The sequence below is a fragment of the Microbispora sp. KK1-11 genome (assembly GCF_006874435.1).
GTDB classification, from domain to species: domain Bacteria; phylum Actinomycetota; class Actinomycetes; order Streptosporangiales; family Streptosporangiaceae; genus Microbispora; species Microbispora catharanthi.
In genome coordinates this window covers 111,267-135,272 of the sequence record NZ_VIRJ01000027.1, presented here as the reverse complement: position 1 = coordinate 135,272, position 24,006 = coordinate 111,267, and the positions used below count along the sequence as shown (strand labels likewise).

Sequence of the window (24,006 nt, the reverse complement as noted above, 5' to 3'; positions counted from 1 at the left end):
GGCCATCGCTTTCTTCTCCTTCGATCTTGACTTCGCAATCACGAAGGATCACGCGATGGCCGTCCTCATTTCACGACGCCACGCCTCTACCAGCGGAAACTCTTACACCACTCCCGTGGACGCAACCTCGATGCCGGGCGAATGCGCACATCTCGCGCTGCATGATCACCCCGTTGGCAAGGGACCTTGCCGATGTCCCGGACGAGGAGTAGCTCGTCACGGTGTGTGACTGGTACGGCGGGCGGTATTTGCGCGATGCGGCGGGCTGAGCTGCCGACGGCCGGGGCCGGCTCCCAGGCCGCACGCCCGGCCGTCGAGCGGGCGCAGGGCCGCGAGGCGGCGCGGAGCGCCGCCCTTGATACCTACCGTGTGCAGGCTTCCGTAGCAGCCATTCGGCGGCCTCGGGGTCGAGCCGGTCGCGCAGCCAGGTGAGCGTGCTGATGTTGAGCGGCCGTCAACGTCTGGAGGGTGCCGTCGGTGTAGTGCTCTTCGCGCTCGCGGGCCCCGATGGCCTCGCCCTTGGGGCCAGGAACAGGCACCGGATACGCGTGCCGTTCTCAAGTAGCCGGGTGAGCTGGTGGTCGGGGTAGCTCTGGCAGATCACATTGAGCGGCGAGGTCGCCGAGAAGGGGCCTCGTAGATGCTCGCCCAGGGGACGCCTCTCCACGTCGTCTCCGACGTCCTCGGACACGCGAGCATCGCGATCACCAAGGACGTGTACGGCCACCTCATGGAGGGCGACAAGCGGGCGGCGACGGAAGCCATTTCGAGCGCTCTACTGGGCCGACCGAAACGGGTGGCTCCCAAGGTGGCTCCCACAGACACGGAAGAGACTGCGTGAAGCCCGAAAACACTAAGGCCCGTTTCCAGGTTTTCCCTGGTCACGGGCCTTCTATGATGTGCGCGGCCGAGAGGACTCGAACCCCTAACCTTCTGATCCGTAGTCAGATGCTCTATCCATTGAGCTACGGCCGCTTTGCTGCCTGTTCACCTGCGGTGCCCTGCAACGGGTGTAACTCTACCAGACCCGTCACCCCTGCTTGCGCCAATAAGCCGCTCCGCCCCCGGTCAGGCCGACGCCGTACGCGCGGAGCGCGGCGGGAGGGCGGGCGGACCGGGGGCGCGCCGGAGTCACTCCTGGGGAACGAAGAGCGTGAGCATTTCGGCGATACAGGCCGGCCTGTCGACGCCCTCGACCTCGATCGTGACGCGGAGGTTCGCGAGGGTGCCCGAGGGAGTGCCCTTGACGTCGGTGATCTCCGCTCCCGCCCGTACGCGGGACCCGACGGGAACCGGCCGGGGGAAGCGCACCTTGTTCAGCCCGTAGTTGATGGCCATGCGCAGGCCGTCCACGCGGTACAGCTCGCCGAGCAGCGACGGCAGCAGCGAGAGCGTGAGGTATCCGTGGGCGATGGTGCCGCCGAACGGGCTGTCCTTCGCCCGGTCCGGGTCCACATGGATCCACTGGTGGTCGTCCGTCGCGTCGGCGAAGGCGTTCACCCTCTCCTGACCGATCTCTCGCCAGTCGCCGTACCCGAGATGCTCGCCCTTGGCCGCCTTGAGTTCGGCGAGGTTCGTGAAGATCCGCATGACCGCACCCTATTCACGCGAACCCGGGACCGGCGGGAATCGGGGGACTCGGAGCGCGTTGCCGTCCACACTGGTTCCATCGGGGAGCCAACGAGTGCTGCCACTCCCGGCAACACACACATCACTCTGAGTGACGAACGACTCATGACCCGCGGGGTATCAGCACCACGCGGGGTGCACGCGGGAACACACCCCGACGTGGAGGAGACGTGGACGAGCAACCCGGCCCACCCGGCAAACGGTATCGGCTCCGCGGGCTCATCGCGGTCGTGGTCGCGGGTCTCGTCTGCTGGGCGCTCGTCATCCTGCTGCTGGTCAAACTGTTCGGGTGAGCCTGCGGGGAGGGGACGTGCCGGCCGGAGACCGGCCCCGGCCGGCACCGGTCGTCACTCACCGCTCTGAATGCTCTCGACCAGGTCGAGATGCTCCCGGACCACCGGCTTGGCGTCCCGGGCCAGCTTCTTCACGTCCTGGGAAGAACCGGTCGAGATTTCCTTGTCCAGGAAGACCAGGGTCTTGAGGTGGTCCTTGACCTGAGCGTCGATCCACGCGCGGTCGAACGCGGTGCCGCTCTTGGCGGCGAACCGCCGTAGTTCGGCCTGCTGCTCCTCGCTCGGCTGGCTCGGCAGGTCCACGCCCACCTGCTTGGCCACCCGCTTGAGCTGGTCGTCGAGAGAGGTGTGGTCCGCCACGAACTTCTTGCCGGCGTCCCTGACCGACTGCTTGCCGGCCTGCCGCTCGGCGAGCTGCCCGCCCTGGATCTCCGCGAGGTTGTCCTGGTGCGCACCGACCAGGAATGCCTTGTCCTGATCGCTGACATCCGGCGGCGCCGCGTACCCTGCGGTGACCCCTGACAGCGCCGCGACCACGGCCGCCACCAGGACGATGAGCCATCTCAGCATCAGATCCCCCGATCCTTCACCGGACGGCCGAGCACCGGTTGATCCGCCTCGACCATCCGGGCATTACGCTTCAAATGCCTCATACCCGCCAGCCGCGCCTCTCGTACGGCTCAATCCGTCACGGGCCGATAGCCCCTCACGTAGTCGACCACGAACTCCTTGGGGTACGGCCCCACCCGCTCGGGCCCCTCCGCGTCGGGAAACTCGTAGATCCCGAGCATGAGCTGCATCGGATAGTCCGGCGACTGCCGGATGGTCTTGACGTGCCGGCCGTCCACGAGGAACGTCACCCGATCCGAGGTCCACTCGACCGCGTACACGTGGAACTCGCGCGCGTCGATGGGGAGGACCTCGGCGGCGAACTCGTCGGTGATCGCGGGATCGCCGAACGGGTGGACCCCCATGCCGACCGCCGTCGCGTCCGGCCGTACGTCACGCCCGAAGATCTCGCAGACGCAGATCTCCGCGGAACGCTCGGGCGCGTCCTCGAAGCCGATCATCCACAGTGCGACCATGGCGCGCGGATCGTCGGTGGCCCGGGCACGCATCTCGATCAGGCCGAAGTGCGGGGTGTAGAGCCGCGCCTCGTCCTGCGCCTCGCGGACGACGGCCCGGCCGCCCCGCCCGTGCTGGCCGACGGCGCTGCCCACCGGACCGGAGAACACGCCTGTCTGCAGTAAGGACACGCGCATCCGGCCCTCCGTCTCCGGCGACCACGGCGGCTGATCCTCCTCGATCAGCAGGCGCAGGCGACCGTCCCCTACGCGATATCGGGCCGCCGAGGCGGCCCATGTGGTCCACTGGGGCAGATAACGCGGGATCCAGCGACTCTCGTCGAGCCCGTCTCCGTCAAAGGTGTCCTCGAACTCCAGCACGTAGCCGGCCTTCGCCGTCGGGTCCTGCGCGTACGTACTGTTTGCGGCTTCGCTCATGCGTCAATCCTGAATCGATCTGTAGAGGAACAAAGCACACCCCGGGGCATACGGAAAAAGACGGCGGGATTTCACCAATCTCTACCTTGGTTCGTCCCGGTTTCGAGGTGATGCTGGCGAATGTCTGTCCCCTCGCCCCCACAAGGAGGTCTCGTGCAGACTCCGCGACGCTTCCGGCCGTCCTGGCCGGGACGGATCACCGTCGTGATCGCCGCCATCGTGTCCCTCACCGGAGTGACCGGCACCGTTCCCGCCCACGCGTCGGTCTACAGCTCCTGCACAATCTCTCGCTGTGCCGACGCCCGCTCGGCGAACGCGATCTGGGCCGGGAAGGGGTATCCCACCAGCAGCGGCTGGTACTCCTGGCCGGACGGCAGGTACAACTACACCGGCGGGCGCTTCTACAACCGGGAGGGCCAGCTTCCCAGCGGCGCCACCTACTACGAGTACGACGTCTACTCCCGTGCGCGCGGCGCCTCGCGTGACGCGTACCGGATCGTCGTCAACCGCAGCACCGGCGTGACCTGGTTCTCGCCCAACCACTACACCGACTTCTACAGGCTCTAGGACCTCTCATGGCCTCCGCCACGCGTCCGCTGCCTCCGTGGCTCACGGTGACCACCGACCCTGGCCCGGCGGTCGTCGACGGGCGGGCCTGCCGGACCCGTGCCGCCTTCTTCGACGAGGTGGCACGGGCCCTGCGCCTCCCGGCGTACTTCGGCCGCAACTGGGACGCCCTCACCGACTCCCTGCGTGACATCGGGCCGGTCCATCTGGCCGTGGAGCACGCCGAGGAACTGCTCGACGCCGAACCTCCCGGGCAGTTCGCCACCCTGATGGCCGTGCTCGCCGGCGCCGCCGAGGACGGGCTGACCCTGACCCTCCACACGGACCCCGCCCACGCACCCCGGCTCCGCCACCGGCTGATCGACGCCCTGCCCTGATCGCCCGTACGATTCCCCGGCCTCAGCTGGCGGAAGGCGGGACGAGGAGTGCCTCGGCGCCGATCGGGACGTAACCCGCGGCGAGGAACGCCCGTACGCTCGCGGCGTTGCCCGGAGCGATCTGCGCCCAGAGCGGGTGCGGAGTGAGATGCCGGGCCGCCCGGGCGAGGGCGCGGCCCAGGCCGCGCCCACGGCCTTCCGGCTCGACCTCGAGCGCGACCTCCCACCGCCCGCCCACTCCCCGTCCGATGAGCACGAGCCCTCCCGGACAGGTCCAGACGCGTACGTCGTCGCGGTAGCGATGGGCACGCTGGACGCGCGGATGGGCCGCGTCCGTGACTTCGGCCAACTCGACGGGCGGGGGACCTTCGGCGGGGGCGGCCAGGGCGAGCATGTCGATGTTGTTGACGCGGCGTCCCGTTCGCTCTTCCAGGTCCGCGAGGAACGGCGGGTTGAGCGGCGCCGACAGATCGTCGTCGGGCAACCGGGACCTGATCCAGTCCTCGCCGACATCGGCGAAGATCACGTTGTGCGCGGTGAAGGCGATGACTCCCGCATGACGCGCGGACGGCTGCGGGACGATGGTCGGACCGGCACCCGGCTCGGGCAGGTGACCGCCGGCCGCACGGGCGAGGACATCAGGCAAGGTGATCACCGGGAAACGGTAGCCATCACCCGCGACGCCGCTCAAAACGATCTCGTCCGGCTCCGCTGCCGCCGTCACCAGGGCACGGGCCCGAAGCGGTCGATGAACCGGCCCGTTCCGCCGTCGGCTCCCTCGGTCGCGAGCGTCACGATCGCGTCGGTCCCCTCCGTCACGGTCTGGTGGCCGCTGTGCCCGTTGAGGTCGGTCGCGGTGTAGCCGGGGTCGGCGGCGTTGACCCGGATGCCGGGCAACGCCTTGGCGTACTGCGTCGTGAGCATCGTCACCGCGGACTTCGAGGACGTGTACAGCGGCCCCACGACCGTCGACTCCACCCGCTGCGGGTCGTGGGTCAGCGCGAACGACCCCGTGCCGCTGCTCACGTTGATGATCGCCGGGTGTTCCGACTCACGGAGAAGAGGCAGGAAGGCACTCGTCACGCGGACGATGCCCACGACGTTCGTCTGGAAGACCTCGAGCGCGTGGTCCGCGGTCAGCTCGTCGGCGGGCACGTGCGGGCCGAGGATCCCGGCGTTGTTGACCAGGATGTCGACGCGGCCCTCGTGCGCGGCGACGTCGGCCGCCGCGGCGGCGACGGACGCGTCGTCGGTGACGTCGATCCGCACGAAGCGTACGCCGAGCTTGTCGGCGGCCGTCCGGCCGCGTTCGGCGTCGCGGGCGCCGAGGACGACGGTGTGGCCGAGGTCGACGAGGCGGCGGGCGGTCTCGAACCCGAGGCCCTTGTTGGCGCCGGTAATGAACGTGATGGTCATGCGTCGAGCGTCGGCCTTTCGGGGACGGGCAGCCAGGGAGAGCTCTCCGGTAGGACAGGCAGTACCACCCTGGCGTCTCACCGCCAGTCCCACCACCACGCAGAATGGGCGCATGACGACGGACGAGACGAGCCTCGGCGCGACGATCCGCGCCTGGCGCGACCGGCTCTCCCCCGCGGCTGTCGGCCTGCCCGCCGGCCGCGTACGCCGTGCCGCCGGCCTGCGCCGCGAGGAACTGGCCGACCTCGCGGGCGTCTCTGTGGACTACGTCGTACGGCTGGAGCAGGGCCGGGCGACCACACCGTCGGCGCAGGTCGCCGCCGCGCTGGCGCGGGCGCTGCAGCTCGACCGCGCCGAGCGCGACCACCTCTACCGGCTCGCCGGGCTGCAGCCGCCCCCGGACGGCGTGATCAGCGATCACATCCCGCCCGGGATGCAGCGGGTGCTCACCCGGCTGGGCGACGCGCCGGTCGCCGTGTTCGCCGCCGACTGGCGGCTGTTGTGGTGGAACCGCGGTTGGGCGGCGCTCCTCGGCGATCCCTCCGTGCTCGCGCCGGAGGAGCGGAATCTGGTGCGCTCGCGTTTTCCTGTTCCGGCCGATCGGGGGCGCCTCGCGGCATGGCCCGTCGTCTCGGAGAACGCGGAGGCGACCGACCGGGCCATCGTCGCCGACCTGCGCCGCGCCTCCGGCCGTTACCCGCAGGACGCGCGCCTCAGCGGGCTGATCCGCCGGACGCTGGACGGCAATCCGCGGTTCGCCCGGTTGTGGCACTCCGGCGCCGTCGGCAGGCACGCCGAGGACCGCAAGACGATCCGGCACCCGGCGGTCGGGGAGATCACCGTCGACTGCGATGTGCTCTCCGGCTCGGACACCGACCTGAAGATCGTCGTCTACACGGTCGTCCCCGGCAGCGAAGACGAGACCAAGCTCGACCTCACCCGCGTCGCCGGTGTCACGGCCCCGCGACTGTGAGGACGCCGTCGTTCAGTCCTCGCGGCGTACGAGCTCGGGACGGAACGCGATGATGAGGCCGAGCGTCGTGTAGCCCACGAGCAGGTGGGCCGCACCGACGACGTCCGAGACGGAAGTGCCGAGGATGGCCATGGCCGGGAGGGTCACGACCACCCAGCTTTCGGCGACGAGCGGCCAGAAGCGGGCCGCTCCGCGCCACCGTCCGCTGAGGGCGACCTTGACGCCGATCACGAACATGCCCAGCATCGACAGCGGCCAGAACGCGTCGAGGATCCCCATCCAGACGCTGTCACGCTGGGCGGGCAGGAATGCGTGGGAGACGCTCCACGCCATGGCCAGGGCCAGCAGCACCCGCTCGACCTGCAGCATGGCGCGCGCCACGCGGCTCACGCCGGTCGCGCGGGTACGGACCATGATCGCGAGGAGGGACCAGGCGCCGAACTGGAACGCCAGACCGCCCAGGTCCGTGATCTTGATTCCCGTTTCGGCCGCCGGGTCGAAGCCGTAGACGAAGCTGACGGCCGACCAGGCCAGCGCGCCGGTGGAAAGGCCCAGGGCCAGCCGGCGTACGGTCGTCTCGGCGGGCGGCGCGGACGAGGACGCACCGGCGGTGTGACTCTGGGCGTGTACGGACGAGGTCTCGGTCATCGTTGTTCCTTCGACTGGGAGGCGGCCGACTCGTGAGGTCGGGAGCGGCGACGAGGACGATCCTCATGAACGACCGGCCCAGACGGTCAGGGCGTCGTGTCCCGATTCCCGGCATCTCTCGCGTCCCAGGCCAGGTGGGACCCGCGTCCTAGGGACATCGGACACCTGCTGAGGCACACTTTCCTGGTGCAGATTGTCACGGTTCGTCGGCCTTCGCGCCTGAGCCTCGGGCCTGTGCTCTTCGCGATCGTCGTGACCGCCACACCGGTGGCGGCGCTGATCGATCTGCGGGTGCCGCAGGCCCACCGTGCCGTGCTCGAACTGCAGCCGGGCGGGTTCGACGCGATAGCGGGTGTCGCACTGGCCGCGGCCGGCATGGTGGTGCTCCGCCGCTATCCGCATCATCCACTCGGCCGCCTGATGTCGGCCTTCGGCGCCTGGTGGGCGCTGGACGGCGTTGCGTCGTCGTGGCTCGCCTACGCCACCACGCACGATCCCGCGCTCCCGGGTGCGTCCGTCGCCTTCATCGTCTTCCAGCGACTCGGCGCGGGCCTGGTGCTGCTGCTCCCCCTGGTGTTGCTGCTGTTCCCGGACGGGAAGCTGCCCTCCGGGTGGTGGCGGGTCGCCTCGCTGGTCAGCCTCGCGCTGACGAGCCTGCTCCCGCTGGCCCTCATCGCGGCCCCGTCCGCCATCGCCCAGGCGACCGCGGAATCCACCCCGCTGCCCGCGCCACTGCGAGGGCTGAACATCGAGGCGCTCTATCTCCCGCTGCCGGACGCCGTCTGGACCGGTGTGCTGCGGGTGGCGCAGCTGTGCCTCCCGCTGAGCCTGGTCGCTCCGTTCGTCGTGGTGGTGCGGCGCTACCGTACGGTGACCGGCGTCGACCGCGCCCGGATGCGCTGGCTGGTGTGGGCGGCCGTGGTCGACCTCCTGGTCATGCTCACGTTCCGGCTGCTGCCCCTCTGGTTCGGCACCGTCGGCCTGACCGTCGCCGTAGCCCTCACCTCCGCATCGGTCGCGATCGGAATCGTCCGGCCGGACCTCGTCGACGTCGACCGGCTGCTCGGCGGGACGCTCGTGTACGGCCTCCTGCTCGCCCTGACGTTCGTCCTCGACCTGCTGGTCCTGGGCGGCGCCGGCCGGCTGCTCGGGCCGCGCCTGAACGAAGGGGAACGGCTGGTCATCGCCGTCTTCGCGGTCGCCATCCTGTACGCGCAACTGCGGCACCGGCTGTGGCGTCTGGTGCGGCGCTGGATCGTCGGCGATCGGGACGACCCCTATCACGTGATGTCCGGGCTCGCCGAGCGGCTGGAGCGGACCGACGACTCGGAGGCGCAACTCGTCACGCTGGCCAAAACGGTGGCCCGGGCCTTCCGCACGCCCTACGTGGGCGTGGAGATCACCCAGGTCAGCGGCGAGGTGCTGCTCGTCGAGGACGGCGAGCGCCCCGCCGAGACGCAGGCGCTGCCCATCACCTATCGCGGCGAGATAATCGGACGGCTGCTGCTGCCGCGCCGGGCCGCCCGCCGCCGGCTCACGTCCGACGACGAACGGCTGCTGGCCGACCTGATCCGCCAGGCCGCCGCGGCGTCCCGTGCCGTACGGCTCGCGGAGGAACTACAGCGCAGCCGTGAGGGCATCGTTTCGGCCGTGGAGGACGAGCGCCGCCGCCTGCGTCGCGAGCTCCACGACGGTCTGGGGCCGGCCCTCGCGGCGGTCGCGTCCCGGATCGACACCGCCCGGATCACCGCCCGCAGGTCGAACGAGGACGCCGACCGGATCCTCGGCCTGGCTCGTCAGGAGCTCACCGGGATGCTCGCCGAGGTGAGGCGGCTGGTGCACGGCCTGCGTCCGCCCGCGCTCGACGACGTCGGCCTGGTCGGGGCGATCCGTCAGCAGGCGGAGCGGCTGCGCGCCCCCGGGCTCTCCGTGCGGGTCGAGGAGCGGGGTGACCTCACCGGTTTGCCGGCCGCCGTGGAGGTCGCCGCGTACCGGATCGCGTCGGAGGCGATCACCAATGTGGTCCGGCACGCGCAGGCCGGCGAGTGCGTGGTCTCGCTCACTCAGGATGTCGAAGGCGGGCACCTCGACGTGGAGATCGTCGACGACGGCGCCGGCCTCGCCGCAGAGGCGGTGGCCGGTGTGGGACTGGTGTCCTTGCGCGAACGGGCCGCCGAACTCGGCGGGTCGTGCACCGTGACCTCCGTGGAGCCGGCCGGTACGCGGGTGTGGGCGCGGCTGCCCGTCACGCCGTCCGGGCAGACGCCCGTGCTCACGGCTACTGGAAAGGCAGGAGATGACCGTTAAGCGGCCGGTGAGGGTCCTCGTGGTGGACGACCATCCGGTGTTCCGTGAGGGCTTCGCGGCCCTGCTGAGCAGCATCGACGAGGTCGAGGTCGCCGGGACGGCCTCGACCGGCGTCGAGGCTCTGCGGCAGGCCGACGAGCGAGAGCCCGACGTGGTGGTCATGGACGTGCAGATGCCCGGCATGGACGGCATCGAGGCCACCCGTCGCATCCTCGAGAAGCACCCGGAGATCGGCGTCGTGGTGCTCACGATGTCGGAGGAGGACGGCACCGTCTTCGACGCGCTCCGTGCCGGCGCCCGCGGCTATCTGCTCAAGGGCGCCGAGCCGGACGAGGTCGTCCGCGCGATCACCACGGTGGCCGGCGGCGGCGTCGTGTTCGGTGCGGTGCTGGCCTCGCGCATCGCCGACTTCCTGGCCCCGAGACCGCAGGCCGGCGGCGTCTCGCCGTTCCCGGCCCTGACCGCCCGGGAGCACGAGGTGCTCGACCTGGTGGCCGCCGGCCTGTCGAACAGCCAGATCGCCGCGCGGCTGTTCCTGTCCCAGAAGACCGTACGCAACCACGTGCACGCGGTGCTCACCAAGCTCCAGGCCGCCGACCGGGCGGAGGCGATCATCCGCGCCCGCGACGCCGGCCTCGGGCGCTGATCGCCGCGGGTGAGCCCGGGCTTCAGGCTTCTTCGGGGTCGCGTCCGAGTATCGACCGGCCGCCGTCGACCGGAACGGTCGCGCCGTTGATGAAGCTCGCCTCATCGGACAGCAGGTAGGCGATGGTGGCGGCCACCTCCTCCGGGCGTCCCACCCTGCCGACGGGGTGCAGCAGGCTCATCTCGTTCTCGACGCGTGCGGCCGCCGTGGGCTCCTGACCGCGGAGGAACGCCTCATAGCGTTCGGTGCTGATCGAGCCGAGGGCGACGGCGTTGACCCGGACGCCGCGCGGTCCGTAGTCGACCGCGAGTGCCCGGGTGAGTCCTTCGACGGCGGCCTTGGCCGTCGCGTACGGCAGGGAGCCACGCACCGGCCGCTGCGCCTGGTGGGAGGAGACGTTGACGATCGCCCCGCCCGCACCGGCGCTCAGGAAGCGGCGGATCGCGGTCATGCATCCGACGACCGCCGGGTTGAAGTTCGCCCCGATGAGATCCAGGACCTCGCGCGCCGACGGGGAGTGCAGTGAGGCCTCGCGGAACACGGCGGCGTTGTTCACCCAGCCGGCGAGCGGGCCCGCTGCCTGCGCCAGGTCGGCGGCCCGCTCCGCGACGGTCTCGTCGGCGGCATCGCCGGCCACCGCGATGACCCGGGAACCCGCCGGGTGGGTGCGGGTCCACTCGAGTGCCGAAGGGTCGAATTCGATCACGACGACGCTGTTGGCGTCGTGAAGGAGTCGTTCGACGAGCGCACGTCCGACGCCGCGGCCACCCCCGGTGACAACGTACGAAGAGCCCACATCCGCCCCTTTCGTGGATCGAGATCTTCCGACGAACGACGTACCCTAATGACCCATATATAGATCATCACTACTATTTGCGCCGTGATGAGAAAAATGATCTCGCTGGTCGCCGCTGCCGGTGCCGTCGCCGGGGCCGTCGCCGTGGTCGGCGCCGACCGCGCCTCCGCCTCCTCCACCACGTCCCTGCGGCTGTCCGGCGGGCTGACCTTGGAGATCCCCCGCGCCTGGCGGGTCTACCGGAGCGCCGATCAGGTGCACGTGGTGACCGGCGCCTGCGCCAAGCCCAAGGGCCACTACTTCGAGCCCAGGTGCCGCGGCTTCTGGGTGATGGGAGCCAAGACGCTCAAGACCGGGGGCGAAGGCTTCCAGCGCTACAACCCTGTCAATGGACCGTTCTATCCCGCCGTCGACGTGGCGCCCTGCCCGACCGACCCCAAGCTCGGCCATGTCCTCGGCAAGGCGATCGCGGTCGGTTACCGGAACATCGGAGAGGGCCACAAGGCGCACTACCGCGTATGGCCGGGGCGCTGCGTCACGTACACCGACGCGACGGAGAAGTCGACGTTCAAGCAGCGCGAGTGGTACCTGCCGAAGGAGCGGCTCCTGATCGTCGACCAGTGGGCCACTCCCGGGCTCGCCACCGTGCTGAAGAACGCCACCTGGGAGAGCTAGCCCAAGCCCCTCCAACCCCTCATCGAGGCTCGATGAGAGCCTCGGCTGAGCCTCCGGCGACGGCGGCCGCGTTCGTGGACCGCGCGGGCGGCTGAAGCGCGACGCCCGCGCGGGAGACCGGGAACTGCCCGTACGGCACCGGCGAAGCGCTCACCGCGACCGCTTCCATGCCCACGCCACAAGAGGCCTCTTCCCCTGGTGGTGCCTGATGCCGTCCCCGGACGACGAAGGGGCAAGCCCGCTTCGCGTGCACCTCAGCCGGTCGCCGTGCCGCCGCCATCGGACGCCGAGGGGTCACGCACTCCCACTTACGCATGAGACCTGTCAGGCGTCCTTCGCCTGGTGGGTGCAGCCGGTCAGTGCGGCCGCGGTCAGGGTGAGGTGCTGGGCCAGCACCTCGGCCGCGGTGTCGGCGTCGCGGGCCAGCGCCGCCTCCTCCAGCCGGCGGTGCTCGCCGAGGGCGTCCCTGTCGGGGTTGCGCTGCGCCGCCCAGCGGCGGGCCAGCTCACTGGCGGTCCACATCCGGTCGAACGTCTCCAGCAGGACGGGGTTGCCGCAGCCCTCCAGCAGGGTGCGATGAAAGACGCGGTGGGCCTCGGACCATGTGCTGCTGTAGTGCTCGCCCTCCTCGGGCACGAACGCCGGGGTGCGGGCCAGACGGTGGTGAGCGGCTCGTACGCGGGCCTCCCAGTCGACGTCGCCGCGTTCGATGGACATGCGCAGCACGACCGGTTCGATGGTCCGGCGGGCTTCCGCGATCTCCTGCCATCGGCGGTCGGAGAAGGCCGGGACGGCGAAGCCGCGGTTGGGCAGCCGGTCGGCGAGACCCTCGCCGACCACCCGTACGAGCGCCTCGCGCACGACGGCCAGGCTCACGCCTTGTTCCTTGGCGAGGTCCTGCGGTTTGAGAGCGTCACCGGGAGCGTAGTCCCCGCGCATGATCGCGTCCCGCAGGTGCGCGTAGACCTGCTCGGAGAGCATCTGCTTCCCCGGCGAGTTCGAGGGGTGAGCCGTCTGGGTCATGCGGGCCATCATAGACGATTCGACAAATAATCGATTTTTGATGCTAGAGTCGATTCAGCGGTCGACGAGAGGCGATGCCTCTACACGAACCGCGGCTCTCCGCCGGCCGCATCACCGCCAGCCCGCAGCACAGCCTGAAAGGAACGACGCGATGAGCGCCAACGACCCCTTCGCCCGCCTCCCCGAGGCGGCCTCCTTCACCGTCACCAGCACCACCGTCACCGACGGCGCCCCCTGGCCGCCCGAGCAGTTCTCCTCCGGCGTCCCCGGCGGCAAGGACATCTCCCCGCAGTTGTCCTGGAGCGGCGCCCCGGAAGGCACCAAGAGCTACGCGGTCACCGTCTACGACCCCGACGCCCCCACCGGGTCCGGCTTCTGGCACTGGGCGGTCGCCGACATCCCCGCCGCCGTCACCGAGCTGCCCGAGGGCGCCGGCGACGACACGGGCTCGGGCCTTCCCGAGGGCGCCTTCCAACTGCCCAACGATGTCCGCGCGGCCCGCTTCATCGGCGCCGCGCCGCCGGCCGGGCACGGCCCGCACCGCTACTTCATCGTGGTGCACGCCCTCGACGTCGAGTCCATCGGCGTCCCGGCCGACGCCACCCCGGCCCTCCTCGGCTTCACCATGGCCGGCCACACCCTCGGCCGCGCGGTCCTGACCGCGACCGCCGAAACCCCCGCCTGACCAACAGCACGTCCGGACTCCTAGCGGCTGATCTGACGCGGCGCCGCCAGTGCGAGGAGCTTGTCCGGATTGCGGATGGCGTAGAAGTGGGTGATCTTTCCGCCGACGACGTCGGCCAGGAAGACACCCTCCAGGTGGTCGCCGCTGCAGGCGGCAAGCGCGGGCGTGTTATTGCAGTTCACCACCTCGATCCGCCGCAGACCAGAGTGACCGTGCGTCCTTGGTCGGCGAGTTCCGCTGCGGTCTCGATGCCGGTCAACCCGCCGCCGACCACGCTGACCCCGGCATCGGCCGGCAGCTCCGCCAGCCTGGCGCGCAGCCGCTCAGCGAACTCGAATTCGGCGACGGAGTAGGCGAATTCGGCCGCGCCTGGCACCGAGGAGGGAACCGCGCCGGTGCTGCCGACCTCGTAGATGACGTAGTCGTAGTCCAGCACGCGGCCCGGCGCACATCACACAATGAGTCCTCTCGCGACCAAGACACTCCCTCCGGCGCTGCTTATCGGGGCTGGGGTCGTAGCCCGTCGAGGATGAGCTGGGCGATGTGCGCGGAGCGCTCGCGGCTGGTTTCCGCGCCGGCGTGGCGGATCGCGGCGAAGGCACCGGCGACCAGTGCCATCACCTCGTCGACGGTGAGGTCGGGACGCACGGCGTCGGCCGCGTGTGCGCGATCCAGCAGGTCCGCGACATGGCGCGTGAGATCTGCCGCGACGTCCGGGGCGGCGGTGCGCAGGTCGAACTCGGCCGCCACCAGCGCGCTTTTCACCGCTACGTTTTCGGCGCCGCTGGCCATCATCGCGGACAGCAGCGTGAACAGGGCCGCGGGATCGCTGGTGGCGGCAAGTGCTTGTGCTTCCGCCACCAGTTGCCTGAGCTGGTCGGTCGCGACGGCGAGATAGAGCGCTTCCTTCGTCGGGAAGTGCCGGTGCACGGTGCCGGGGCCGACGCCTGCGCGGCGGGCGATCTCATCGAGCGAGACGCCGAGCCCCTCCGTCGCGAACAACTGCTGCGCGGTTCGCAGGACACGCTCGCGATTCCGGCGCGCGTCGGCCCGCAGCTCCCGGTCGCTCCCGTGAGCTGCCGTCGGGTTCGCTGGGGCCGGCTGAGGTGGCTGGCTGGACATGTCGATATGAGCATAACCGGGGCGGCGCACCGCATAGTATGGCGAAAACCGGGGCGGCGCACCGGTTAGAGTCCGCGCCGCTCATCCTGATCGGACCCGTCAGCCACGAGGAGACCACGCCGATGACCACACGCGAGGACGCGACCACCCTGGTGCGTCGGATGCAGGAATGCTTCAACAGCCGGCGATTCGACCAGGCCGCCGACCTGCACGCCCCCGACTTCTTCAGCCATCCGCTCGGCACCCCGGGATTCGAGGCGGGCAAGGACGCCTGGCGCGCGCTCGTCGCCCGGTTTCCCGGGATACGTGTCGTCGCCCAGGACATCCTGGTTGACGGCGACAAGGCCGCCGTCCGCTCGACCGTCGAGGGGATCACGGCCCCGGGCGACGACGCGCAGCCCATGCTGTTCGAGATCTTCCGCATCGACGACGGCCGGTTCGCGGAGATGTGGGGGGCCAGCACGGGATTCCCGCCCGCGGCCGGCCCCGAGGATGTGGTCGCCAGAGCGGGCTCTTGACCCGCGTGGGCTCCTCGCTCAGCCCTTCACGGCTTGCGCTCTCCAACGCGTCGCCGTCCCGCAGTCGGCCCCCGCCGGAGGCGCTGTGGATCGCGGTTCAGTGCCGTCTCCAGAGTCACGCGGATAACTTGTCGCCACCATGCGCCGACGGTGCCAATGACAGCTTCCTGCTCGCTCTTGGGCCAGCTTTGCCACCTGACGCCGACTCGCAGCATCAAGGAGCGGGCGTGAAGGCCATCGAGTTCTTCGAGGATGAGCAGCTCCAGTAACCGGGGCAGATAGTGCTTGAACTCCTGGACGTCTCCCCATGTGTACAGGGCTTTCCAGGCGTAGGGCTCCAGGGCGGATGCGGTGAGCATGCGGAGGGGTGCTGCGCGCGTCGCACGAACCTGTTCATCGGACACGCAGTGGCCACACACCTCGGTCTTGGCTGGAAGCGGATACCGAGAGAAGGCCGCGTAGAGAGCCTCCAACGCGTGGTCGAGATCAGACAGCGTGTCCATGCTCGGATGCTATTGCGCGGTCGCTGAGGCGCCGGAAGCTGTTTTCCGCTCGTCCGAGTCGAGCGGTAGGCATCGCCGTACGTAGCAGAGGCGATGAAGGAGCGTGGTGCGGGGACTCGCGGGGTGCGCAGTCAGATGGCCTCACCCAACTGCTCGGCCAGCCGCTCCAGGCCACCCCTGATGAGCTGCCCATACTCGTCGTCGCCGAGCGCGCCGATCCCGGCTCGGGCCTGCTGAAGGTGCTCGCGGGCGCGACCGAAATCGCCCAGCTTGCGATAGCACTCACTCAAGTTCAGGTGCAACGATGGGTACAAGCCCGCCACCGGAAGCGTCACCCCAGCGTGCGCCACCTCCTCATCGGTGACCCGATCAGCGGCGGCAAGCGCTCGCAGATCCCACATCAGCTCCTGGTGCACATCGTCTTGCACATCGGCCATCGAGTGGGCAAGAACGCAGACATGCAGCGGGTCGCCTTGCTCACCGCCGATGTCATCCCAGATCTGCGCGAACAAGTCCCGAGCGGCATCACGCCGACCTTGGTGGTGATGCAACTCCACTCCCTGGCCGATCCGGGTCAGCGTTGGATCGGTGGTCATCAGTGGCTCCTTCACCGTCGCGGGCAACCGCGGTCAGCCTACTTGCCGACGTGGCTTGAAGATCGGCTCCCGTGTAGCCAACGTCGCGTCATACAGCCCGCGTGTGCTTGAGGTCGTCCGTTGCCTGCCAACCGTCACGAGCTGCCTGCTCTCAGCGGCGTTAGCACTGCGGCTACTCGTACCAGACCCCGGTGATAGGCCCACGCTTTGTGGCGGCCCTGCTGTTCTTCATTGCGGCCTCGTCCAGGTTGCCGCGGATATGCAGGTAGAGGTCCGGGACAGGCAGTCCTACCGTCTGTATCCAGTTCTTGCCGTGCACGTGCCCGGCCGCGATCAGTTCCTCTGCCTGGCCGGGCGGGGCAAGGTGATCGTTGTAACACTGGCTGATGGTCTCGTCTGTGTCCGCCAGGACATATCTGGCCGCGTAGGCGTAGCCGTTATGCAGCCAGACGTACAACATCACCGGCCTGCGCAGCATGGCATGGAACCAGCGCGTGGATCGGCGTGCGAGTTCCTGAACCGTTCCTGTCTCATCCAGTGCCCAGCCTGACGGCTGGTCAGGCAGCGTTAGCAGCTGGTTGTGTAGCCGATCGCCCTGTACTCGGTCACCGCTGAAGTGCACGCCGAAGTCGATCAGGCTGAGGGGTGCCTCTGGATCGATCACAGTTAGGTAGGCAACAAGTCGGTCCTCGCACCACGTGACCTCGCCGCCGGTGTCATCGGACGCGAAATCCGCAGTCTGCTCGCGTAAGGCCGTCACAAAGGCCCGTTCGGTCTCGGTCAGCTCGTCCGGTTCATCGATTTCGAACCATGAGTGCTCCGGCATATGCAAGATCGTAGGTGCGATCTCAGAGTGTCATCAGCCGGACTTCGGCGAGAGGCACCGCATCTGGGACGGGTTTGGTGAAAACAGCGGTGCGGGTGGCCCGCGACCGGCCCGAGCTGCCGGCGGCCGGGACCGGCAGACATCCCATGCGCTTAAAAGTCAAGCTGCGATCTCAGATGTCTGTTTCGGTTCGCCTCCTGCGCGATGCGACCAAGCAGTTGCTTCGTCGTATTTTGTGCCCGTTTTCAGGCACCCGTGGAGGATTCCCACCAGCCGGTTGGCGAGTTGGCGGAGAGCCGCATGATGGCCAACCTCGCGTGCTCGCAACTCGTCGTAGTAGGCGCGGGCACCGGGTGAGGCGCTCAACGCGGCGAATGCCTGAGCGCCCAGGGCGTCGATGAGCCGGTCGTTGTGTATGCGGCAGGCCTACGACGCCGACCCGGTCATCCACTGGGACCGCGACGATATCGGCTGGAAGCTCGTCGACACGCGCACCGACCATGAGTACCGGTCCGGCTCCCTACTCGACCCCGCCCAGCCGACCGACTCGGCCTTCCTCGGCCGGCTGCCCCGGCCGGACGGCAACGGGTCGTTCCTGGCCGTCGCCGGGATCCACCCCCACGGCTCCCTCGGCGTCATCCACCTATTGGCCAGTGAGAGCCACGTTGTGGGGGCAGGTCGGCGACCGCCGCTTCTCCGGCGTGGTCAGCGTCGAATACGACCCGCAAACCGGGGAACCAGTGCGGGCGGAACTGGCCAGCCCGCTCTACCGGCACGAGGACACCTGATGCGCGTCGCCTTCGCCAGCGAACCCGCCTACCCCGACCGGCCCAACGAAGACTTCATCGGCGCCACCGCCAACGCCGTCGTCCTCCTCGACGGCGCCAGCATCCCCCCAGGGGTCACCTCGGCCTGCTCGCACAGCGTGCGCTGGTACTCCCACACCCTCGGCTCCACCCTGCTCGCCGAGATGACCCAAAGCGCCGGCCCCCTGCCCGAACTCCTCACCCAGGGCATCAAACACGTCACCTCACTACACGACTTCACCTGCGACCTGACCCACGGCGGCTCCCCCTCCGCCACCGTCATCATGCTCCGCCAAGCCGCCGACCACCTCGACTGGCTCGTCCTCGGCGACAGCACCCTCATCCTCGACACCGGCACGACCGAGCCACTGGTGATCTGCGACGACCGGCTAGAACAGGTCGCCGCGCCCCACCGGGCACGGCTCGACAGCCTGCGCGGCGGCACACCGGAACATGCCGAAGCCCGCCGCGAGTACGTCGAGACCCTGGGCCAGTACCGCAACCGCGACGGCGGCTTCTGGGTCGCATCCACCGACCCCCTCGCTGCCGACCAGGCTCTTATCGGAACCATCCCCGCCAACCAGGTACACGCCGCGGCCGTGCTTACCGATGGAGCCGCCGACGCCGTCAGCCGATACCGGCTCATCACCTGGCGGCAACTCCTCGACGTCCTTACGCAGGACGGTCCGGCTGCACTAATCCGCAGAGTCCGCGAAGCCGAGCGGTCCGACCCCCACGGCGAACGCTGGCCACGCAGCAAGACCCACGACGACGCAACAGCGGCTAACGTCATCGTCCATGAATGAGGTAGGGGCGAATCGAGTAAGTCTGTGAGCGACGACATCCTGTCGATCATTCCGACCGATCCGCACTGGCAACCCGCACGGGACGCGGCCGATCGCGCTGCGGCGATCATGGCGGACCTGGCCCCGGGCGAGCCAGACGGCGTGGATGCCGAAGTAGACGTGGAGTGGCACGACAACGTCGCCGTCATCGACTGTGGCGCGAACCTGGAAAGGATCGGCTGCCCGCACTGCGGCGCCTCGATCGACACCGAATGGTGGCACGATCTCCTGGAAGCCCACGTCGACGAGGGCTTCGCGAACCTCGCCGTCAAGGCCCCTTGCTGTGGTGCCGACTCATCGCTCGATGCCCTGGAATACGACTGGCCATGCGGCTTCGCTCGCTTCGAGATTGCTGTCTGGAATCCCCAACGTGAGTGGTTCAGCGACGAGGAACTAGCCGTCCTCGGTGCCGCGCTGGGACATCCCGTGCGACAGATTCGCGCCCATATCTGAAGTTCTTATCGCACCCCCACGCTGCTGGCCTACAACTCCCGACCAGACCGGCCGATGGAGCGCAGCGAGGACTACAAGATGTGGAAGGCACTCCTGCGCCAGGCCGGGGTCAGGGAAGCCCGGCTCCACGACGCCCGGCATACCGCCGGGACGCTCCTCGTCGAGCAGGGCGTCCACATCCGCGTCGTGCAAGAGATCCTCGGCCACGCGCGGGTGACGACCACTGAGCGTTACACCCACATCGCCAGTCCACAGGTGAAGGACGCCAGCGAGCGCATGGGGGCGGCCCTGTGGGGCGAGGACTTAAAGCGCCCCCAGCCCGAAGGCTGAGAGCAACTGCAACTAGAGGCCCTGTGGAGATCAAAAAGCCCCCCTCGCCGAAGAACGGCGAGAGGGGCTTTGAACTGCGGAGGCTCGGGGATTTGAACCCCGGATGGGCTTAAGACCCAAACCGCATTAGCAGTGCGGCGCCATAGACCTGACTAGGCGAAGCCTCCTGGTAGCGCGTTGCTCAGCACAGCGTACCGGCGATCGTCCAAGGCGGCAAAGCGGATTGCCGAGTGCCGTCCTGGATCACTCCGAGGATCCACGCTTCGGGGCGTTTGGATCGATGCACAGCCCTTGTCCACAGGATGTGGACAAGGGCTGTGCACACAGTGTGGATAACCCGCCTCAGCGTCGGCACAGGCTACGCCTGGCGGACGGCCTCGCCCTCGATCTCGATCTTGACCTTCTTGCCGACGAGGACGCCGCCGGTCTCCAGGGCCTGGTTCCAGGTCAGACCGTACTCCTCGCGGTCGATCTCGGTCTCCGCGCCGAACCCGAAGATCTCCTGACCCCAGGGGTTGTTGGCGGCGCCGTTGAACTCGACCTTGAGCTCGACCTCCTTGGTCACGTCACGGACCGTGAGGTCGCCGACGAGCGTGAACTCGTTGCCCGACAGGTTGCTCACCCGCTTGCTGCGGAAGGTGATCTCGGGGAACTTGTCGGCGCTCAGGAAGTCGTCGCTCCGCAGGTGGCCGTCGCGGTCGGCCGCACCGGTCTCGATCGTGCCCGCCTTGATGACGACGTCCACGCTGGACTCGAGCGGGTTCTCGGCGATGACGATCTTGCCCTCGTAGTCGGCGAAGTGGCCGCGGACCTTGCTGACCATCATGTGCTTGACGACGAAACCGACGCGCGTGTGGGCCTTGTCCAGCGCGAACTCGCCGGCCGTCGGGACCTTCAGGCCCTCCCACTCACGGATGCTCATGGCTGCTCCCCAGATTGTTGCTGTGCGGATGTCTCACTCAGCAAATGTCTACCGGAGAAATATTCCTCACGTCAACTATCGTGCCGTAGACTTGGGTCATGGACCCATTCGACGACCCCCGGCTCACGGCGATGGGCCTGTTCGCGGAGGTTTTCACCGGGCTGTCGAGCAAGACCAGCCCGACACTGGCCGCCGCCGGACTCTCCGAGGTCGACTTCGAGACCCTGATCCGCCTGGCCCGTTCGCCCGAACGACGGCTGCGGATGAGCGACCTCGCCGCCCAGACCTCGCTGTCCACGAGCGGGATCACCCGCGTGGTCGATCGCCTGGAACGCGACGGGCTCGTCGAGCGGCACGCCTGCGCCAGTGACCGCCGCGCCTCTTACGCGGTGCTGAGCGGGGCGGGGGCGGAACGCTTGCGGTCGGTGCTCCCCCAGCACATCGAGGACATCCAGACCTGGTTCACCGGGCTGCTGACCGAAAACCAGCTCGCCGATTTCCTGCAGGCGCTGCGCGTGATCCGCGACGTCGTACGGCCCTGCGCGACCGCCGGCGTACGGGAGGTGAACAGGGCGGCGCGGGCCAAGACGGGCTGAGCCGCCGGAACGTGATTCGAGGGAACTGACCGGACGGACTGGCGTAAACGATCGATTTCTGGTGGACTCCATAATCCAGGAAACGGCTCCACGACAGCCGACGCAGTCCCCCGTACCCGAGCCCATGGAGCGTCCGTGCGTTTCCCCTCACGCGCACTCGCCGTCCTCGCCACCGCGGCCCTCGCGGTGCCCATCGCCGCTTCCACCTCCGCGTTCGCCGCGGTAACGGCGAGCCCGAGCCCGAGCCCGACACCGTCTCAGACGCAGACGCAGACGCCGGCCGCGGCGACCCCGAGCCCCAGCGCCAGCCCGCAGCCGACGGTCACCGTCACGAAAACGGTCACCCCCAAAGCCACCTCCAAATCCGCCCCCAAGGCGACGAAGACCGCGACGGCCAAGACGACGCGGCCGAAAGGCGTGCCGAAGGACACGGTCCAGGTGACCGTCAAGAAGGTCGTGGACGGCGACACCGCGGATGTCGTCACCGCGAGCGGCAGGACCGTACGGATCGGCCTGCTGGAGGCGGACGCCCCCGGCAAGGGCGTCTGCTGGTCCGAGGAGGCGTTCGCCCGGCTGATGACCCTCCTCCCGCCGGGCAAGCCCGCGTACGTCCGGGCCGCCGAGCAGGTGCCCGAGAAGGGGCGCATCCTGATCTACCTGTGGTCGTCCACGGGCGTCTACGTCAACGGCGACATGGTCAGGAGCGGCCTGGCCCAGACCGTGAACTCCTTCCCGGAGCACAGCTACACCGAGTGGCAGTACTGGGAGCAGGTCCGTGCGCAGACGGACAAGCAGGGACTGTGGTCGGGCTGCTGGGCGGCCGACACCTACGACAAGCGTTCGGGTGTCCGGGTCCCGTCGGGGACCGGCGGCGACGCCCTGACCCCGGCGCCGATCGAGCCGGCGGACGCGTCCCCGGCCCCGCCCGGCACGACGTACTCCCCCGAGCCCATCCCGCAGGGGAGCACCACCGGATCGGTCGCGGTCAGCCCCTCTCCGACTCCCAGCCCCAGCCCGAGCCCCAGCCCCGGCGGCTCGAACGACCCCAGATACGGCACCTGCGCGGAGGCCAACGCCGCGGGATACGGCCCGTACTACCGCGGGACCGACCCCGAATACGACTGGTACATCGACGCCGACAGCGACGGCGTGGTCTGCGAGACCTGATGCGGCGCGTCAGTTGACCCTCTTGCGAGCGTCGGGCACGACCAGGTCGCCGCGCAGCTTGGCCATGCCGCGCGAGACCGAGCTCTTGACCGTGCCCACGCTGATCCCGAGGGTCCTGGCGATCTCGGGCTCGGTCATGTCCTCGTAGTAGCGCAGCACGATCGCCGTACGCTGCCGGGCGGGGAGACGGTCGAGCGCCTGCTCCAGCTCGTCGTACCGGTGCCGCGCGTCCTGCTGCACCGGTACGTCGGGAAGCTCCTCGGAGGGGTATTCCTCCAGCTTGCGCCGCCGCCACCAGGAGATGTTGATGTTCACCATGGCGCGCCGCACGTAGCCGTCGAGCGACGACCGGTCACGGATGCGGTCCCATGCGAGGTACGTACGCGCGAGGGCGGTCTGCAGGAGGTCCTCGGCGTCGCTGGGGTTGCCGGTCAACTGGTTGGCCACGCGGAGCAGGGCCGCCCCGCGAGACTGGACGTACGTGCGGAACTCCTCATGGTTCACGATCAGGGATCACCAACCCGGCCAGAGAGGCATCTCGTGCCAGAATCGCAGCCGCGCCCCCGGATCCGGCTGAACCGAAATCCAGGTTTCGCACCCGCCTGGGCAAAGAGCGAGCAAGCCGGTGGCGGCCCGTCACGCGTGCCGTACGTCCTGTCGGGCGGTGGTTTGCCCGTAACAGGTGGCAACGCCTTGCACCGGGAGGAGGAATATTGATCCCGGACGCCACCATCGCCCGGAAAACCGCCTCTCCATCCCCCTCCGACATGTGAGGCTGGAGAGCGTGGAAGGGGCGATGCCGTACCGGGCCGGAGAGCGAAGGCGGAAGCTGGCGGCGGCGGTTCTCGGCCGCGACCCCGGGCCCGCGCCGCGGTCGCCGGAGGAGAGGGAGCCGTTCGACGTGGTCAGCGGCGACCTCCTCGACGTGAGCCCGCATCTGATCATCCTTGAGACCGCCGGCGGCGAGCAGCGGCGCCTGGTGATCGCGCCGTGGGCGACCGCGTGGCGCGGCGGCACGGTGGCGCCCGCCGATCTGCCGACCGGAGCCCGGGTCGTCGTCCGGGCGCTGCGCGGCGGCACGGTCGCCGAGCGCATCTGGGCCGACATCACCCGGATCACCGGCGTCATCCGGGAGGTCAGCGGCCGGCGCGACCTCACCGTCGAGCTCGACTGCGGGCCCCATCGCCGGGAACGCTCCATCGTCGTGCCCTACCGCTCCTCCGGGCGGATCCGGGTGCGGCATCCCAAGCTGGAGCCGGGCTATCTGTTCGACGCGATCGGGCTGCTCGACCAGGGCACGTCGTTCGCGCATCTTCCCGCCACCTCGCAGCCGCCCTACCGGGCCACGGCCGTGCCCCCGCCCACGGTGACGTACGGAGGAAGCGATGCGGGCATCTCGGGCACGGCGGTGTGGGCGGACCTCACGGACCTCACGGACCTTGCGCGTCTCGCTGGTCTCACGGACGCGGGCGTCACGGAGGGCGTCGCCTATCCCATGCTCGAACGCGAGGACACCGGCTGCGACGACGCCGGCGTCTCCTGCGCCGGCCTGCCATACCTCGCTCTGGGCTCGCTGCTGCGCGTACGCAACGTGTGCGACGGCCGGGCGGACACGCTGCCGATCGTCGCGTGCGGATGCCTCGCGGGGCGGTTCTGCGACCGATGCCTGGAATGCGGCACGTCCCCTCGCGGCAGGATCGTGGAACTGGCCGCGTGCTCGTACGTCGCGCTCGGTGGAGACTTGACCAAGGGCTGCTTCAACGCCCGCGTCCGATTGGGGTGACC

33 protein-coding genes and 2 tRNA genes are annotated in these 24,006 nt (G+C 69.3%); 16 read left to right on the top strand and 19 right to left on the bottom strand.

Going from position 1 to position 24,006, the window contains the following annotated elements; translation table 11 throughout:
- Window positions 1-454 precede the first annotated feature (454 nt).
- The 3 genes from FLW16_RS46290 to FLW16_RS31660 form a co-directional block, all read right to left on the bottom strand.
- Window positions 455-604 carry a hypothetical protein gene (locus FLW16_RS46290; protein WP_396686882.1) on the bottom strand — a complete coding sequence of 50 codons (150 nt, stop codon included), beginning with the start codon at window positions 602-604 and terminating at the stop codon, window positions 455-457.
- A gap of 298 nt (window positions 605-902) precedes the next feature.
- Window positions 903-975, bottom strand: a tRNA-Arg gene (locus FLW16_RS31665).
- Between the two features lie 156 nt (window positions 976-1,131).
- Entirely contained in the window at window positions 1,132-1,590 is a 459-nt protein-coding gene (locus FLW16_RS31660; protein ID WP_142563777.1) for a MaoC family dehydratase, read from the bottom strand.
- A 209-nt stretch (window positions 1,591-1,799) separates the two neighbouring features.
- Between FLW16_RS31660 and FLW16_RS45535 the strand changes: the two genes are divergently transcribed.
- Complete coding sequence (locus FLW16_RS45535; RefSeq protein WP_260615782.1) at window positions 1,800-1,922, top strand: hypothetical protein; 123 nt, start codon at window positions 1,800-1,802, stop codon at window positions 1,920-1,922.
- A 54-nt stretch (window positions 1,923-1,976) separates the two neighbouring features.
- Here FLW16_RS45535 and FLW16_RS31655 read toward each other — a convergent pair whose 3' ends face one another.
- Both FLW16_RS31655 and FLW16_RS31650 read right to left on the bottom strand, forming a co-directional pair.
- Entirely contained in the window at window positions 1,977-2,492 is a 516-nt protein-coding gene (locus FLW16_RS31655; protein ID WP_142563776.1) for a DUF4142 domain-containing protein, read from the bottom strand.
- 110 nt (window positions 2,493-2,602) lie between these two features.
- Window positions 2,603-3,424, bottom strand: a complete 822-nt coding sequence (locus FLW16_RS31650; protein WP_260615781.1) for a glycoside hydrolase family 16 protein — start codon at window positions 3,422-3,424, stop codon at window positions 2,603-2,605.
- A 153-nt stretch (window positions 3,425-3,577) separates the two neighbouring features.
- On the opposite strand from FLW16_RS31650, the gene FLW16_RS31645 reads away from it, so the two are divergent.
- Both FLW16_RS31645 and FLW16_RS31640 read left to right on the top strand, forming a co-directional pair.
- A complete protein-coding gene (locus tag FLW16_RS31645; protein ID WP_221891378.1) occupies window positions 3,578-3,991 on the top strand; it encodes a ribonuclease domain-containing protein in 414 nt (137 codons plus the stop codon).
- Between the two features lie 8 nt (window positions 3,992-3,999).
- Window positions 4,000-4,368 (top strand): barstar family protein, encoded by a 369-nt coding sequence (locus tag FLW16_RS31640; RefSeq protein ID WP_142563774.1) that lies wholly within the window; start codon window positions 4,000-4,002, stop codon window positions 4,366-4,368.
- Window positions 4,369-4,390: 22 nt separating this feature from the next.
- Here the strand turns inward: FLW16_RS31640 and FLW16_RS31635 are convergent, their stop codons facing one another.
- Both FLW16_RS31635 and FLW16_RS31630 read right to left on the bottom strand, forming a co-directional pair.
- Window positions 4,391-5,023: a GNAT family N-acetyltransferase gene (locus FLW16_RS31635; protein WP_142563773.1), complete on the bottom strand. Its 633-nt coding sequence runs from the start codon at window positions 5,021-5,023 to the stop codon at window positions 4,391-4,393.
- Window positions 5,024-5,088: 65 nt separating this feature from the next.
- Entirely contained in the window at window positions 5,089-5,784 is a 696-nt protein-coding gene (locus FLW16_RS31630) for an SDR family NAD(P)-dependent oxidoreductase (RefSeq protein WP_142563772.1), read from the bottom strand.
- 112 nt (window positions 5,785-5,896) lie between these two features.
- On the opposite strand from FLW16_RS31630, the gene FLW16_RS31625 reads away from it, so the two are divergent.
- A complete protein-coding gene (locus FLW16_RS31625) occupies window positions 5,897-6,757 on the top strand; it encodes a helix-turn-helix domain-containing protein (protein ID WP_142563771.1) in 861 nt (286 codons plus the stop codon).
- Between the two features lie 12 nt (window positions 6,758-6,769).
- Here the strand turns inward: FLW16_RS31625 and FLW16_RS31620 are convergent, their stop codons facing one another.
- Window positions 6,770-7,405: a hypothetical protein gene (locus tag FLW16_RS31620; RefSeq protein ID WP_142563770.1), complete on the bottom strand. Its 636-nt coding sequence runs from the start codon at window positions 7,403-7,405 to the stop codon at window positions 6,770-6,772.
- Between the two features lie 234 nt (window positions 7,406-7,639).
- Here FLW16_RS31620 and FLW16_RS31615 point away from each other — a divergent pair, with 234 nt between their 5' ends.
- Complete coding sequence (locus tag FLW16_RS31615; protein ID WP_142563769.1) at window positions 7,640-9,712, top strand: sensor histidine kinase; 2,073 nt, start codon at window positions 7,640-7,642, stop codon at window positions 9,710-9,712.
- A complete protein-coding gene (locus FLW16_RS31610; RefSeq protein WP_142563768.1) occupies window positions 9,702-10,358 on the top strand; it encodes a response regulator transcription factor in 657 nt (218 codons plus the stop codon). Before FLW16_RS31615 ends, FLW16_RS31610 begins: the two co-directional genes overlap by 11 nt.
- A gap of 22 nt (window positions 10,359-10,380) precedes the next feature.
- Here the strand turns inward: FLW16_RS31610 and FLW16_RS31605 are convergent, their stop codons facing one another.
- The gene (locus tag FLW16_RS31605; protein ID WP_142563767.1) at window positions 10,381-11,154 is read right to left on the bottom strand and encodes an SDR family NAD(P)-dependent oxidoreductase; all 774 of its coding nucleotides are present in this window, start codon (window positions 11,152-11,154) and stop codon (window positions 10,381-10,383) included.
- A gap of 84 nt (window positions 11,155-11,238) precedes the next feature.
- Here FLW16_RS31605 and FLW16_RS31600 point away from each other — a divergent pair, with 84 nt between their 5' ends.
- Window positions 11,239-11,829, top strand: coding sequence for a hypothetical protein (locus FLW16_RS31600; protein ID WP_221891377.1), 591 nt, complete (start codon window positions 11,239-11,241; stop codon window positions 11,827-11,829).
- Between the two features lie 324 nt (window positions 11,830-12,153).
- Here FLW16_RS31600 and FLW16_RS31595 read toward each other — a convergent pair whose 3' ends face one another.
- The gene (locus FLW16_RS31595; protein ID WP_142563765.1) at window positions 12,154-12,852 is read right to left on the bottom strand and encodes a GntR family transcriptional regulator; all 699 of its coding nucleotides are present in this window, start codon (window positions 12,850-12,852) and stop codon (window positions 12,154-12,156) included.
- A 151-nt stretch (window positions 12,853-13,003) separates the two neighbouring features.
- Between FLW16_RS31595 and FLW16_RS31590 the strand changes: the two genes are divergently transcribed.
- Window positions 13,004-13,537 carry a YbhB/YbcL family Raf kinase inhibitor-like protein gene (locus tag FLW16_RS31590; protein ID WP_142563764.1) on the top strand — a complete coding sequence of 178 codons (534 nt, stop codon included), beginning with the start codon at window positions 13,004-13,006 and terminating at the stop codon, window positions 13,535-13,537.
- A gap of 20 nt (window positions 13,538-13,557) precedes the next feature.
- Here the strand turns inward: FLW16_RS31590 and FLW16_RS31585 are convergent, their stop codons facing one another.
- From FLW16_RS31585 to FLW16_RS31575, 3 genes are all read right to left on the bottom strand, one after another.
- On the bottom strand, window positions 13,558-13,719 hold the full coding sequence (locus FLW16_RS31585; RefSeq protein ID WP_221891376.1) for a hypothetical protein: 162 nt from the start codon (window positions 13,717-13,719) through the stop codon (window positions 13,558-13,560).
- Complete coding sequence (locus tag FLW16_RS31580) at window positions 13,716-13,973, bottom strand: FAD-dependent oxidoreductase (protein WP_260615776.1); 258 nt, start codon at window positions 13,971-13,973, stop codon at window positions 13,716-13,718. Before FLW16_RS31580 ends, FLW16_RS31585 begins: the two co-directional genes overlap by 4 nt.
- A gap of 62 nt (window positions 13,974-14,035) precedes the next feature.
- The gene (locus FLW16_RS31575; RefSeq protein ID WP_142563763.1) at window positions 14,036-14,659 is read right to left on the bottom strand and encodes a TetR/AcrR family transcriptional regulator; all 624 of its coding nucleotides are present in this window, start codon (window positions 14,657-14,659) and stop codon (window positions 14,036-14,038) included.
- Window positions 14,660-14,781: 122 nt separating this feature from the next.
- Between FLW16_RS31575 and FLW16_RS31570 the strand changes: the two genes are divergently transcribed.
- Entirely contained in the window at window positions 14,782-15,177 is a 396-nt protein-coding gene (locus tag FLW16_RS31570; protein ID WP_142563762.1) for an ester cyclase, read from the top strand.
- Between the two features lie 26 nt (window positions 15,178-15,203).
- On the opposite strand, the gene FLW16_RS31565 is transcribed toward FLW16_RS31570, so the two are convergent.
- From FLW16_RS31565 to FLW16_RS31555, 3 genes are all read right to left on the bottom strand, one after another.
- Window positions 15,204-15,680, bottom strand: a complete 477-nt coding sequence (locus FLW16_RS31565; protein WP_142563761.1) for a hypothetical protein — start codon at window positions 15,678-15,680, stop codon at window positions 15,204-15,206.
- A 131-nt stretch (window positions 15,681-15,811) separates the two neighbouring features.
- On the bottom strand, window positions 15,812-16,276 hold the full coding sequence (locus FLW16_RS31560; RefSeq protein ID WP_142563760.1) for a hypothetical protein: 465 nt from the start codon (window positions 16,274-16,276) through the stop codon (window positions 15,812-15,814).
- A gap of 172 nt (window positions 16,277-16,448) precedes the next feature.
- Complete coding sequence (locus tag FLW16_RS31555) at window positions 16,449-17,102, bottom strand: hypothetical protein (RefSeq protein ID WP_142563759.1); 654 nt, start codon at window positions 17,100-17,102, stop codon at window positions 16,449-16,451.
- 653 nt (window positions 17,103-17,755) lie between these two features.
- Here FLW16_RS31555 and FLW16_RS45530 point away from each other — a divergent pair.
- From FLW16_RS45530 to FLW16_RS31535, 4 genes are read left to right on the top strand one after another with little or no spacing between them, the layout of a single operon-like run.
- Window positions 17,756-17,890, top strand: coding sequence for a hypothetical protein (locus tag FLW16_RS45530; RefSeq protein WP_260615775.1), 135 nt, complete (start codon window positions 17,756-17,758; stop codon window positions 17,888-17,890).
- Window positions 17,890-18,714, top strand: coding sequence for a protein phosphatase 2C domain-containing protein (locus FLW16_RS31545; protein WP_142563758.1), 825 nt, complete (start codon window positions 17,890-17,892; stop codon window positions 18,712-18,714). The genes FLW16_RS45530 and FLW16_RS31545 overlap by 1 nt, the downstream gene beginning before the upstream one ends.
- Window positions 18,715-18,738: 24 nt before the next feature.
- Entirely contained in the window at window positions 18,739-19,206 is a 468-nt protein-coding gene (locus FLW16_RS31540) for a hypothetical protein (RefSeq protein ID WP_142563757.1), read from the top strand.
- Between the two features lie 54 nt (window positions 19,207-19,260).
- A complete protein-coding gene (locus FLW16_RS31535; protein WP_142563756.1) occupies window positions 19,261-19,536 on the top strand; it encodes a tyrosine-type recombinase/integrase in 276 nt (91 codons plus the stop codon).
- A gap of 77 nt (window positions 19,537-19,613) precedes the next feature.
- Here FLW16_RS31535 and FLW16_RS31530 read toward each other — a convergent pair.
- Window positions 19,614-19,703 (bottom strand) — tRNA-Ser (locus FLW16_RS31530).
- A 191-nt stretch (window positions 19,704-19,894) separates the two neighbouring features.
- Complete coding sequence (locus FLW16_RS31525; RefSeq protein WP_142563755.1) at window positions 19,895-20,458, bottom strand: YceI family protein; 564 nt, start codon at window positions 20,456-20,458, stop codon at window positions 19,895-19,897.
- A gap of 98 nt (window positions 20,459-20,556) precedes the next feature.
- Here FLW16_RS31525 and FLW16_RS31520 point away from each other — a divergent pair, with 98 nt between their 5' ends.
- Window positions 20,557-21,054 carry a MarR family winged helix-turn-helix transcriptional regulator gene (locus tag FLW16_RS31520; RefSeq protein WP_142563754.1) on the top strand — a complete coding sequence of 166 codons (498 nt, stop codon included), beginning with the start codon at window positions 20,557-20,559 and terminating at the stop codon, window positions 21,052-21,054.
- A gap of 135 nt (window positions 21,055-21,189) precedes the next feature.
- On the top strand, window positions 21,190-22,221 hold the full coding sequence (locus FLW16_RS44675) for a thermonuclease family protein (RefSeq protein ID WP_221891375.1): 1,032 nt from the start codon (window positions 21,190-21,192) through the stop codon (window positions 22,219-22,221).
- 9 nt (window positions 22,222-22,230) lie between these two features.
- Here FLW16_RS44675 and FLW16_RS31510 read toward each other — a convergent pair whose 3' ends face one another.
- A complete protein-coding gene (locus FLW16_RS31510) occupies window positions 22,231-22,731 on the bottom strand; it encodes a SigE family RNA polymerase sigma factor (protein WP_079320105.1) in 501 nt (166 codons plus the stop codon).
- 259 nt (window positions 22,732-22,990) lie between these two features.
- On the opposite strand from FLW16_RS31510, the gene FLW16_RS31505 reads away from it, so the two are divergent.
- On the top strand, window positions 22,991-24,004 hold the full coding sequence (locus FLW16_RS31505) for a hypothetical protein (RefSeq protein ID WP_260615774.1): 1,014 nt from the start codon (window positions 22,991-22,993) through the stop codon (window positions 24,002-24,004).
- The last annotated feature ends 2 nt before the right edge of the window (window positions 24,005-24,006 follow it).